Annotated in this window: 12 protein-coding genes; 7 read left to right on the top strand and 5 right to left on the bottom strand. The window is 73.6% G+C overall.

The genetic code is table 11. From position 1 onward, the window contains the following. Window positions 1-347: 347 nt before the first annotated feature. Window positions 348-1,244, bottom strand: a complete 897-nt coding sequence (locus tag CNO22_RS21530; RefSeq protein ID WP_100501299.1) for a hypothetical protein — start codon at window positions 1,242-1,244, stop codon at window positions 348-350. A 142-nt stretch (window positions 1,245-1,386) separates the two neighbouring features. Continuing rightward, window positions 1,387-1,689, bottom strand: a complete 303-nt coding sequence (locus CNO22_RS21535; protein ID WP_012948011.1) for a DUF4193 domain-containing protein — start codon at window positions 1,687-1,689, stop codon at window positions 1,387-1,389. Between the two features lie 323 nt (window positions 1,690-2,012). Between CNO22_RS21535 and CNO22_RS21540 the strand changes: the two genes are divergently transcribed. After that, a complete protein-coding gene (locus tag CNO22_RS21540) occupies window positions 2,013-3,059 on the top strand; it encodes a phosphotransferase family protein (protein ID WP_198588497.1) in 1,047 nt (348 codons plus the stop codon). A 53-nt stretch (window positions 3,060-3,112) separates the two neighbouring features. After that, window positions 3,113-3,661, top strand: coding sequence for a LytR C-terminal domain-containing protein (locus CNO22_RS21545; protein ID WP_100501301.1), 549 nt, complete (start codon window positions 3,113-3,115; stop codon window positions 3,659-3,661). Window positions 3,662-3,767: 106 nt separating this feature from the next. On the opposite strand, the gene CNO22_RS21550 is transcribed toward CNO22_RS21545, so the two are convergent. Further along, the gene (locus CNO22_RS21550) at window positions 3,768-4,574 is read right to left on the bottom strand and encodes an inositol monophosphatase family protein (RefSeq protein WP_100501302.1); all 807 of its coding nucleotides are present in this window, start codon (window positions 4,572-4,574) and stop codon (window positions 3,768-3,770) included. 58 nt (window positions 4,575-4,632) lie between these two features. On the opposite strand from CNO22_RS21550, the gene ppgK reads away from it, so the two are divergent. From ppgK to CNO22_RS21565, 3 genes are all read left to right on the top strand, one after another. Further along, window positions 4,633-5,376 (top strand): polyphosphate--glucose phosphotransferase, encoded by a 744-nt coding sequence (gene ppgK, locus CNO22_RS21555; RefSeq protein ID WP_100501303.1) that lies wholly within the window; start codon window positions 4,633-4,635, stop codon window positions 5,374-5,376. Between the two features lie 302 nt (window positions 5,377-5,678). Continuing rightward, window positions 5,679-6,950, top strand: coding sequence for an RNA polymerase sigma factor (locus tag CNO22_RS21560; RefSeq protein ID WP_100501304.1), 1,272 nt, complete (start codon window positions 5,679-5,681; stop codon window positions 6,948-6,950). A 117-nt stretch (window positions 6,951-7,067) separates the two neighbouring features. Further along, window positions 7,068-7,958, top strand: coding sequence for a tyrosine-type recombinase/integrase (locus tag CNO22_RS21565; RefSeq protein WP_198588498.1), 891 nt, complete (start codon window positions 7,068-7,070; stop codon window positions 7,956-7,958). A gap of 190 nt (window positions 7,959-8,148) precedes the next feature. On the opposite strand, the gene CNO22_RS21570 is transcribed toward CNO22_RS21565, so the two are convergent. Then, complete coding sequence (locus CNO22_RS21570; RefSeq protein WP_100501306.1) at window positions 8,149-8,409, bottom strand: hypothetical protein; 261 nt, start codon at window positions 8,407-8,409, stop codon at window positions 8,149-8,151. Window positions 8,410-8,601: 192 nt separating this feature from the next. Next, the gene (locus tag CNO22_RS21575; protein ID WP_100501307.1) at window positions 8,602-9,588 is read right to left on the bottom strand and encodes a M48 family metalloprotease; all 987 of its coding nucleotides are present in this window, start codon (window positions 9,586-9,588) and stop codon (window positions 8,602-8,604) included. Between the two features lie 212 nt (window positions 9,589-9,800). Here CNO22_RS21575 and CNO22_RS21580 point away from each other — a divergent pair, with 212 nt between their 5' ends. Next, window positions 9,801-10,250, top strand: a complete 450-nt coding sequence (locus CNO22_RS21580; RefSeq protein ID WP_157937057.1) for a hypothetical protein — start codon at window positions 9,801-9,803, stop codon at window positions 10,248-10,250. Continuing rightward, entirely contained in the window at window positions 10,247-11,305 is a 1,059-nt protein-coding gene (locus CNO22_RS21585; protein ID WP_100501309.1) for a helix-turn-helix domain-containing protein, read from the top strand. The genes CNO22_RS21580 and CNO22_RS21585 overlap by 4 nt, the downstream gene beginning before the upstream one ends. The last annotated feature ends 129 nt before the right edge of the window (window positions 11,306-11,434 follow it).

The raw sequence follows: 11,434 nt of genomic DNA on the forward strand, positions 1-11,434 counted from the left end.
ATGAGTGTGTTTAATGTTGTCGTATTGGTTATGTTTATTTGTGTGGTGATTATTTTGTTTTTATTTTGAGTCTTCGCGACTACCGGTCTCTAACCGTAAGGGGTCGTCGGCAGCGTCAGATGTTTATACGAGACAGCCTCCGGGGAGGCCAGCCGCACCGGGACCTCCACCTCGGGGACGGCGGGGCGGGAGGGGTCGGGCACGTCCGCGACCCTATAAGCACCCCGTCCTGCCGACCCTTCGGACAAGGGCCCCCTGCCCCCCGCTGCTGGCAGGCTCGCAGCGGGACCCTGCAGGAGGCCGGCGGGACCCGGGACGGGGCCGAGTAGTGGGAGAGGGGGCCTTCTTCAAGGGTGGGACCGGCGCAGGTCGCGGAGCACCCGTCGGGCCAGCGCCTCGGTCACCTTCCGGTTGGCCCGGCCGCCGAGGGCCGCGCCGACCAGGAAGGGGGCCGCGCCGGGGACGCTGCGGGCCATCCGCCGGGTCATCCGGCGGCTGAGCGTGCGCAGCCCGGCCGAGCCCAGGACGGCGCCCAGGCCGGGGACGACGGAGTCCTCGACCGCCCGCTGCCGCGTCCAGCTGGAGAGGTAGGCCAGCGCGCGGTCGCGGGCGTCGCCGGGGGCGCGCCGCCCGTACAGCTCGTGCAGCTCGCCGAGCAGGACCAGCTCGACGGCGGCGGTGAGCACCGTCTCCGCGCCGAGCTCCAGGGGCAGCGCGAGCAGCGAGGGCGGCGCGATCCAGTGGGCCGCGGACAGGCCGCCGGTCGCGGCGCCGATGCCGGCGGTCAGCGTCGCGGCCCGGGCGACCAGCGCGTCGGCGATCTCGTCGTCCGTGGCCCCGGGGTGGGCCGCGCGCAGCCGGGCGGCGTCGCGGATCGGCAGCCGCGGGGCGGCGGTGGCCAGCAGGTCGCCGAGCAGCGCGCTGGGGGTGCGAGGAGCTCCGTCGTCGTCCGGACCGGACGGCGCGGTCTCCCGGGCGTCGCGGACGGCACGAGCACCGGCGGCCGCGACCGCGGCGACGACGTCGCGCAGCGTCGCCGCGGTCGAGCGGCGCCCGTCGGCGGCCGGCCCGGTCGTCCCGCCCACGAGGCCGGAGACGGCCTCGGCCAGCAACCGGCCGGCCCGCCCGAGCGGCCCCTCCTCCGCGGGCGGGGCCGTGGGTCGACCGGCCGCGCCCGGCACGACCGGGCGCGGCGGCGGGACGTCCCGCACCGGCCCGGTGCGCTCACCCCGGTGTTCCGTCACTGGTCCTCCTCCGGTCGCGTGCCCGTCCCCCGGCGCCGTCCCGGACTCCGCCCTGAGTCCGCGGAGGGCGGGGCGGACGGGCGGCCCCCTGCAGGGTCCCCGCCGCGAGCCTGCGAGTGGCAGGGGGCAGCGGGGTTCTCTTTCAGGCGGCGCAGTCGCGGCAGAACAGCTGGTCGCCCTTGGTGGCGGCCAGGCGGCTGCGGTGCTGCACGAGGAAGCAGCGCGAGCAGGTGAACTCGTCCTCCTGCTTGGGCAGCACGCGGACGGTCAGTTCCTCGTTCGACAGGTCGGCGCCGGGGAGCTCGAGGTTCTCGTTGAAGTCGGTCTCGTCGACGTCGACCGACGAGGACTGCGCCTCGGCGCGGCGGGCCTTGAGCTCCTCGAGCGAGTCCTCGCCGAGCTCGTCGGCCTCGTTGCGACGCGGGGCGTCGTAGTCGGTGGCCATGGGAAGTGCCCCTCCTCCGGGGTCGTCGCGGGCGGCAGCCCGCATGTCCGCGGCGGCGCGCCGTGGCGCCGCCGTGCTGTCCGGTCGCCCGTGGGCGACCGGGGGTCCGGGGGCCGGTGACCGCAGGGGCGGGCACCGGCCGGTACTGGTCGTTCCTGCGCCGTCCGACCCTCCGGCGGACGGCGGAGCGGCCGGCACGGTCTGACCGGCGGACCCCCCAACGTCGCGCGGCCCCCGTTTGTGCCCGGCGCGCGAGGGGTCGACCACCCCGCTGCCGGGTCGGGTCGGACGGGGCGCGGAGCGCCAGAGGTTACCCTGCGCCCGTGTCGACTCCCGTGGGTGCTGATCCGATCGTCATCGGGCCCTACCTGGCCTCCGTCCTCGGCGACGGGAGGTGGTCCCGGGTACGGGTCGAGCTCATCGCGGCGGGCATGTCCAACCTCACGTACACGGTGACCCCGGAAGGCGGGACGGCCGACGACGCGGTGATCCTGCGCCGCCCGCCGACGGGTGCGGTCCTGGCCACCGCGCACGACATGGTGCGCGAGCACCGCGTCGTCTCCGCGCTCGGACCCACCGCCGTCCCGGTGCCGCGGACGCTGCACCTGTGCACCGACACCGCGGTGCTCGGTGCGCCCTTCTACGTGATGGAGCGCGTCGTCGGCCTGCACGTCGTCGACCGGGTCCCGGCCGGCTACGCCGACGAGCCGGCCCAGCGGCGCGCGATCGGCGAGGGCCTGGTCGACGTCCTGGCCGACCTGCACGCCGTCGACCACGAGGCGGTGGGGCTGGGCGACTTCGGGCGGCCGGAGGGCTTCATGGCCCGGCAGGTGCGCCGCTGGACCCAGCAGTGGGACGCCACCCGCGACCGCGAGCGCCCGGGCCTGGACGCCCTCGCCGCACGGCTGGCCCAGACCGTGCCCACGACGCAGCGCAACGGGATCGTCCACGGCGACTTCCGGCTGGACAACTGCCTGCTGCACCCGCAGACCCCCGGCCGCGTGCGGGCGGTGCTGGACTGGGAGATGTCGACCCTCGGCGACCCGCTGGCCGACCTGGGCATGCTGCACGTCTACTGGCCGCAGGCCGGGGAGGAGGCCGTCGCCGGGCAGAGCACGGTGACCGCGCTGGAGGGCTTCCCCACCCGCGCGGAGGTCGCGGCGCGCTACGGCGAGCGCAGCGGCCTGGACCTGACCGACCTGCCCTGGTACGTCGCCTTCGCGTACTTCAAGTTCGCCGCGATCGTCGCCGGCATCGTCGCCCGGTCGGCCGCCGGCGCCATGGCGGGCAAGGACACCGCCGGCTACGCCGACCGCATCGACCCGTGCGTGGAGCGGGGACGCGCCGCGCTCGACGACGGTGTGATCTAGACACCGCGCCCGGCCCTACACTCCGGCCGACCGCCAGCGACCGAGGAGAGCCCGTGAGCGCGCCGACCGCCGACCGTTCCGCGGTCCGCCCCCGCAGCGGCCGCCGGCCGATCCCGCCACTGGTCTTCCTGCTGGTGCTCGCGCTGGCCGCGCTCTTCGTGTGGTGGAACGTCTTCGACACCGAGGGCGAGCTGGCGGCCGAGGAGGCCCAGGCCTGCGCCAGCGCGTCGGCGGCGCCGCCCTCGCTGGACCCGACCACGGTCGCGCTGCGCGTCTTCAACGCCACCGACCAGGCCGGCCTGGCCCAGGACGTCGCCGCGGCGCTGCAGGAGCGCGGCTTCGTGGTCGAGGAGATCGCCAACGACCCCACCGAGCGGGAGGTCACCGGCGTCGGTGAGCTGCGGCACGGCCCGCGCGGCAACGACGCCGCCGCCTTCGTCCGGCTGTTCGTCCCGGGCTCCGAGGACTTCCTCGACACCCGCGCCACCGCCACGGTCGACGTCGTCATCGGCCCCGACTTCGTCTTCCCGGACAGCATCGCGCCGGCGGAGGAGGTCGACGCCGCCCTCGCGGCAGGCGCCAGCGCGACCGCCGCCTGCTGAACGACTCTCCTGAAGGGTCCCGCCGCGAGCCCGGTGAGGTGCTGGAACGGCCCCCTGCAGGGTCCCGCCACGAGCCTGCGAGTGGTGGGGGGCAGGGGGCCCTCTCTCAGTGCAGCCGGTCCAGCAGGGCGAGGAACTCCTCGGCCACCGACGGCGCCACGGCGATCCCCAGCGGCTCGGCGAACGGGCGCCCCGGCAGCCCCGTGACGACGACGCCGGCCTCGGCGGCGACCAGTGCGCCCGCGGCGAAGTCCCAGCGGTTGAGGTGCATCTCGTAGTAGGCGTCCACCCGGCCGGCGGCCACGGTGCACAGGTCCAGGGCGGCCGAGCCGTGCCGACGGATGTCGCGGACCTCCGGCAGCAGCTCGGCGACCACGGCGGCCTGGGCGCGGCGCTGCTCGGCCCGGTAGCCGAAGCCGGTCGCGACCAGCGCCTGCCCCAGCGAGGCCGGCCGGCTGCCGGTCAGCCGCACCGGATCCCCGCCGGGGAGGGTCAGGTGCGCCCCGCCACCGGCGGTGGCCGAGAACAGCTCGCCGGTGGCGGCGTTGAGCACGACGCCGGCGACGGCCTGCCCGTCGACCTCCGCGGCGATCGACACCGCGTACGCCGGCAGGCCGTAGACGAAGTTGGTGGTGCCGTCGATCGGGTCGACGACCCAGCGCACCCCGTTGGTGCCGGTGCGCTCGCCGCCCTCCTCCCCCAGCAGCCCGTCGTCCGGACGGGCGCCGAGCAGCCGGCTGGTGACCAGTTCCTCGCAGGCGCGGTCGACGGCGGTGACCATGTCGACGGGGCTGGACTTCACGTCGACCTGCTCGGCGGCCGAGGCGCGACCGCGGGCCACCAGGTCGGCGGCCTCGCGGGCGGTCGAGACGGCGAGGTCGAGCAGGGCGGCGGGCTCCGGCGTCGTGGTCATGGGCCGATCCTGCACGAGCGGGTCTGGCGCCCACCGGGACGATCACTACCCTGACCGCGTGCTTGGGTTCGGCGTGGACATCGGTGGCAGTGGGATCAAGGGGTGCCTGGTCGACCTCGACAAGGGCGAGCTGCGGGGTGAGCGGTTGCGCATCGAGACACCGCAGCCCTCGTTGCCCGAACCCGTCTACGACGTCGTGGAGCGGATCGTCGACTCCTTCGGGTGGGAGGGGCGCATCGGCGTCACCTTCCCCGGGGTGCTGAAGGGCGGGGTCGTGCACACCGCCGCCAACGTCGACAAGAGCTGGCTGGGCACGCACCTCGCCGAGGGGCTGGCCTCCCGCATCCCCGGCACCGTGCAGACCCTCAACGACGCCGACGCCGCCGGGTTCGCGGAGATGCGCTACGGCGCCGGCCGGGACAAGCGGGGCGTCGTCCTCATGCTGACCTTCGGCACCGGCATCGGCAGTGCCCTGTTCACCGATGGCGTCCTGGTGCCCAACACCGAGTTCGGGCACATCGAGGTCGACGGGGAGGACGGCGAGCGGCGTGCCTCGGCGTCGGCCCGGGAGCGCGAGGACCTCAGTTACCCGCAGTGGGCCAAGCGCGTGGACCGCTACCTCGACGTCCTGGAGGCCGCCGTCTGGCCGGATCTCATCATCGTCGGCGGCGGGGTGAGCAAGAAGGCGCACAAGTGGGTGCCGCTGCTGTCGACCCGCACCCCCGTCGTCCCCGCGCAGCTGCTCAACGACGCCGGCATCGTGGGCGCGGCCCTGGCCGCCGAGGAGCGCATCGGGCAGTGACGGCGGAGGTGCGCCGCCGCTCGCCGCCGGGTCACCACGGAGAGTGAGAACGCCGCTGGACCCGGCGTCCTCCCCCCAGGTCGGGGGGCGCGCGTCGATGCGAAACGGTGGACCCACCGAAACGCGTCGTTACAATGGAGGAGCCCCGCTCCCGTCGCTCCCAGCCGAGAGGGATCCCCTACCTGCGCACCGGTCAAACCCGGGCGCCCGTGGGCCCCTCCGACTCCGGACGCCGGTCGAGGCCGCTGCCCGGGGACCAGACGGCTCCCAGGGGAACGCACCCAGCACGGGAAGGAACCTGAGTGCCCGCCGACCAGCCAGCACCGGCCAAGGCCCCCGCTCGCAAGCGGACGGCCAAGAGCGCGGCGAAGCCGACCGCCGCCAAGGGCGCCCGCAAGCCCACCATCTCCCCGTCACCGGGGGGCGGCGAGGGTGCCGTGCTCACCGCCGTGGCCTCCGGCGGCGGCACGGTCGCCGTGGTCGACGCCGGCGGCGAGGGCCTCAAGATCGACGAGACCGTCGTCGCGACCCCGGACGGCGTCGCCGAGACCGACGCCGCTCCCGAGGAGGCCGCCGAGGGCGGCGACTTCGAGTGGGACGACGAGGAGGAGTCCGAGGCCCTCCGCCAGGCCCGCAAGGACGCCGAGCTCACCGCCTCGGCCGACTCGGTCCGCGCCTACCTCAAGCAGATCGGCAAGGTCGCGCTGCTCAACGCCGAGGAGGAGGTCGACCTCGCCAAGCGCATCGAGGCCGGCCTCTACGGCGCCGAGCGGCTGCGCCAGGCCGAGGAGGAGGGCCAGAAGCTCTCCCCGCAGATGCGCCGCGACCTCAACTGGATCGTCCGCGACGGCGAGCGCGCCAAGAACCACCTGCTGGAGGCCAACCTCCGCCTCGTGGTCTCCCTGGCCAAGCGCTACACCGGCCGCGGCATGGCGTTCCTGGACCTGATCCAGGAGGGCAACCTCGGCCTGATCCGCGCGGTCGAGAAGTTCGACTACACCAAGGGCTACAAGTTCTCCACCTACGCCACCTGGTGGATCCGGCAGGCGATCACCCGCGCCATGGCCGACCAGGCCCGCACCATCCGCATCCCGGTGCACATGGTCGAGGTCATCAACAAGCTCGGCCGCATCCAGCGCGAGCTGCTCCAGGACCTGGGCCGTGAGCCCACCCCGGAGGAGCTGGCCAAGGAGATGGACATCACCCCGGACAAGGTGCTGGAGATCCAGCAGTACGCCCGGGAGCCCATCAGCCTCGACCAGACCATCGGTGACGAGGGTGACAGCCAGCTCGGTGACTTCATCGAGGACTCCGAGGCGGTCGTCGCCGTCGACGCGGTGAGCTTCACGCTCATGCAGGACCAGCTGACCAGCGTGCTGCAGACCCTCTCGGAGCGGGAGGCCGGCGTCGTCCGGCTGCGGTTCGGCCTGACCGACGGGCAGCCGCGGACGCTCGACGAGATCGGCCAGGTCTACGGCGTGACCCGCGAGCGGATCCGGCAGATAGAGAGCAAGACCATGTCGAAGCTGCGTCACCCGAGCCGCTCCCAGGTACTGCGCGACTACCTCGACTGAACACCGACCGCCCCCTGACCTGTCTGTGCAGGTCAGGGGGCGGATTCGCGCTCGGGCCGGTCGATGGGAGGGCATGCACAGCGCTCTTAGTCCAGATATCAGGCTAGTCTGGGCGCCGTGACCGTCGACCTCGCCGGCCTGCTGCCGTCCTGGGAGCTGCACCTGCGCGCCGAGCGCAAGAGCCCCGAGACGGTGAAGTCCTACGGCGACGGGGTGCGTCGCTTCCTCGCCTGGGCCGACGGTGAGGGCCGCCCCGCGATGCTCGACCGGGCCAGCGTCAACGCCTTCACCGCCGACCTGCTCGAGGCCGGCGGCGAGCCCGCCACCGCCCGCGCTCGGCAGCTCGCGCTGCGGCGCTTCTCGGCCTGGTTGTTCGACGAGGGCGAGAGCGACGCCGACCCCCTGCTCGGCCTCAAGGCGCCCAAGCTGGACGCGAAGGTCGTCGAGCCGCTGACCCCCGAGCAGATCAAGGCGCTGGTCGCGGCCTGCGCGGGCAAGGACCTGCGCGACCGCCGGGACGAGGCGCTTGTGCGCCTGATGATCGAGACCGGTGCACGGGCCGGAGAAGTCGTCGCGCTGGGCACCGCGGACGTCGACCTGTCCACCGGCACGGCCACCGTGCGCCGGGGCAAGGGTGGCCGTGGCCGGGTGGTGCCCTTCGGCCCGCAGACATCCCGGGCGCTGGACCGCTACCTCCGTGCCCGTCGCAGCCACCGGCTGGCCGGCACTCCCGCGCTGTGGCTCGGCGACCGCGGCAAGGCATTCTCCTACGACGCGCTGCACAAGACGCTCGGTGAGCGGGCCCGCGCAGCCGGCATCGAGGGGTTCCGGCCGCACCGGCTGCGGCACACCGCGGCGCACCGCTGGCTCGCCGCCGGTGGTAGCGAGGGTGGTCTCATGGCGGTGGCCGGCTGGACGCGGCCGGACATGCTGGTGCGCTACACGCGCGCGCAGGCGTCGGCCCGTGCCGCCGCCGAGGCTCGCGCCCTGGGGCTCGGTGACTTCTGACGGCAGCGGGCAGCGGTTATCTCCTGGTGCCGAAGCTGCCTGATCGGCGCCGGCCATGCCTTGAGATCGGGGTGGCGTCGCCTCATGCGAGCCCGCCGAAACCAACTGATTCGCGGCCGGCTAGCCGCTGGACCTGCGGTGGGCCCAGAGAATGCCGGGCGAGGGCGCCCCGGATCAGAGGGCGCCCGGATCAGATGAGGCGATTGCGCCGCGCCGTCGCAGATGCACGGGCCAGTCGCAGCATGTGGGCGGTGAAGAGTGCATCGGCCCGCCTGTTCCGCTCCGCCACTTCGAGGACGCCCTCCGGGTCAGCTTCCCGCTCGAACCGTGCCCGCAATCCCCGACGCGCCGGCTCCGTCGCGGCCGCTCGATCCGGCGTGCGGGCCCATCGTTCGGCAGCGGCGATCCGGGCAATGAGCGTGCGGTCCACACGGGCGCCGTCGGCCAGCATGGGGTCAGCGGCAGATCCGGCCATCGGTCCTCCGGTGTGGTCGGCGCCCGCCACCGGGGCGGGGCAGCGTCGTCACCCCAGAAGGCGCTCAGGACGCGCCTCTACTGACACCTGCGGCGCAAGTGGGCTTCGCCCGGCCTGAGCCCCCCGCTGCCGCCCTGGCAGGCTCAGCCGGACCTCCGTCCTGTCCCATCAGGCGTCCGGGACGCCTCGCAGCGCTGTGGAGGTCGCGCCGGGGCTCCGCGGGGCTCGGACAGGTGAGGCGGCCGCCGCTGCGAGGAGTGCACTGATCCGCCGGTCGGACGTCGGGTGGGACGCCAGGAGCCGCCGCAACCATCCGGAGGCCGCGCACCGGCCGTCGTCCAGTGCTAACAGCGCGGCGGCCAGTTGCAGCGCGAGGCCGTGGTCGGCGGCGAACCGGTCGGCGGCCAACTCGGCGCGCCGGCTCACAGCGGCGTCGAGCAGGGGGCAGAGCACCGCCGCCAGCCCGATGAAGGCCTGCACTCCCCCGACCATCCACTGGCCTTGGTCCAGGGCGCGCGCCATGGCCATGGCCAGCCCGGCAATCACAACGATGGCCAGTCCGAGCCGGAGCTGCCGCCCGGCCAGGATGTTCGCAAGACCGGTCATCAGGCTCATCGCGACGCGCCACGGCGCGGTCAGCCACGCCACGAGGAGCATCGGCCGAGTCGCTCCCGTGGCGTGATGGCCGAGCTCGTGCACCAGCACTGCCACCAGATGGTGCTCCGGCAGTCGACCGGTTGCGGAGTCCTCCACGACCCGACTGGTGACCGCGACGCTGCGTCCGCCGGCGGCGTACGCGTTCGGCGCCCGAGCGGTCTGCACGTACAGCTCGACGTCATCAGCAGCGGTCCCGGTCACTCGTAGGGCCGTCGACCATGCCGGCGCCAGGGCCGCCGCCTGCGTCGGACTCGGTCGGTGGAACCCCTGAGTGGCGCGGACGGTCATCCGTTCACCCATCCCCGTCGTCGCAGCGGCTGCACAGGTTGCCCAGGCGAGTGGAAGCAGCCCCGCCCACCCGTTGAGCGCAGCGGAGGCCAGCATCAGCAGGAGCAGGCTGCCGATCATGGCGGGAGCGGCGGTGACCGCCCGCCAGTGCCCGTACCGGACGGCTCGACCCTGCATGCCACTGGGCGGCCGGTGCCCGATCGGCTTCATCGACGAACCTCCTCCACGCAGCAGTCTCGGTCAGCCTGCCGACCGGGTAACGACGTCCGCGGACGCCGTCAAGCCGCGCACGGCCTCCGGCGACAGGGCCGACGCGCAACGGTCCGGCGCAGTCGGAAGTACATCCACGGGTCCTGTCACTAGACGGGCCGAAACGGCGCCTTCTTTCCCTGAGAGCAACGACCGACGGGGTGGGGGCGCCGATGTGGAAGCAGGACCGGACAGCGCGCCGCACCGACCCGTCCCCCAGCCCCAATCCGGACTGCCCTGCTGAGGCCCAAGCCATCGGCGAAGGCGACGACGTCGTGCCGATCCGTGAGGCCGTCCGCCCCTGGGCCCTCAAGGCCCTGGTCGCCGCCTACGGCGGAAACACCTACCGGCTGCTCACCGATCTGGCCGACATCCTCGACGCCAGCGTCGCCTACGTCGACCGGCCCACCGTCGAGGCGCATCTGGAGCGGCCGCTGTCCGACGGCGAATGGTCCGCGATCAGCTCCCAGTTCACCGCCATGGCCTTCGACGAGCACGTCGGGGATGCCGGCACCGTCCGCACCGACTGGATCGAGGACAGACTCCACCAAGCCGGCGTCCCTGGCCTCACCCTCCGCGCCACCAGTAGGTCGAAGCCATCGCGGCAGCCGAGGCGGCGATGAGCGTCAGCCGCACCTGCCCGTCCTGCGGCTACACAAGCGACTACGCCAGCGTCCCGCTCGCCGACGCTCACCATCGGCGGCACTCCTGCGCGAAGCACCGGCGCGGTCTCGAGCAAGCCCGCCGCCGAGCCGAGCGCCTCCAGGCAAGGGTGACGCGCGAGTGCACCCATCCGGAGACCCGCCATCAGCACGGCACCCGCGCCGCCTACGTCAAGGACCGCTGCCGCTGCACCGACTGCACCGCCGCCAACACCGCCGCCAGCCGCACCGCCACCAGAGAACGGACTTACGGCCGCTGGCACCCCTACGTGGACGCCGCCCCCGTCCGCGGACACATCGCTGCCCTGCGCGCCGCCGGCATCGGCGTCGAGCGCATCGCGCAGCTCGCCGGCCTCTCGGTCAGCCACATCCGCCAGCTGGCCGAACACGACCGCAGCGGATCCCCGACGACGCAGCGGGTCCGCTCGGGCACGGCCGCCCGCGTACTTCGCGTCGGAATCGACAACGCCAGCCCGGCGCCGCGCAGCCGCGTCGACGTCATCGGCACCCGCCGCCGCCTGCAAGCGCTCATCGCCGTCGGCTGGGCTCCCGAGCTGTTGGCCGCCCGGCTCGGCCGGCACCCGGGCAGCCTTCACTGCAGCATGACCAGTCGGTCGGTCACAGCACGCACCGCCAGAGACGTCGCCGCCCTCTATGAGCAACTGTGGAACGTCCGGCCACCGGAGCTGACCGACGAACAGCGCGCCGCCGCAGACGCCGCCCGCGCCCATGCCGCCGCGCATGGTTGGCCACCACCGCTGGCTTGGGACGACATCGACACTGACCCCGCGCCGCCGGCCGCCGCCCCTGCCCGACCAGACGATATGGACGCCATCGCCGTCGAGCGTGCACTGGCTGGCGACGGCATCCGCTATGACGACCTCACGTCCTCCGAACAGCAGGAGGTCATCCGGCACCTCACCGCACGCGGTGATTCAATCCGAGACATCGCTGCCCTACTCTTCACGTCCAAACGCACGGTGTCCCGGCACCGGGCATCCCGCGGCGCCTTGTGACTGCTTGAAGCGGGCCTCCGGGCATCCGGAGGAGGTTGTCCCGGGTCTCGTAGAAGTTGAGGTGGCGGTCCCCTGCCCGCACCGGCCGTGAGGTAGGTGTTGGGCGTCCGCCAAGACACCACTGACAGG

This window comes from Geodermatophilus chilensis, from assembly GCF_002802985.1.
Classification (GTDB): Bacteria; Actinomycetota; Actinomycetes; order Mycobacteriales; family Geodermatophilaceae; genus Geodermatophilus; species Geodermatophilus chilensis.

Bases quoted from the DNA above. Each gene is read 5' to 3' on its own strand.
- CNO22_RS21570 (WP_100501306.1), bottom strand. From the start codon at position 8,409: ATGCTGGCCGACGGCGCCCGTGTGGACCGCACGCTCATTGCCCGGATC.
- CNO22_RS21575 (WP_100501307.1), bottom strand. From the start codon at position 9,588: ATGAAGCCGATCGGGCACCGGCCGCCCAGTGGCATGCAGGGTCGAGCC.
- CNO22_RS21585 (WP_100501309.1), top strand. From the start codon at position 10,247: ATGAGCGTCAGCCGCACCTGCCCGTCCTGCGGCTACACAAGCGACTAC.
- CNO22_RS21550 (WP_100501302.1), bottom strand. From the start codon at position 4,574: ATGACCACGACGCCGGAGCCCGCCGCCCTGCTCGACCTCGCCGTCTCG.
- CNO22_RS21580 (WP_157937057.1), top strand. From the start codon at position 9,801: ATGTGGAAGCAGGACCGGACAGCGCGCCGCACCGACCCGTCCCCCAGC.
- CNO22_RS21535 (WP_012948011.1), bottom strand. From the start codon at position 1,689: ATGGCCACCGACTACGACGCCCCGCGTCGCAACGAGGCCGACGAGCTC.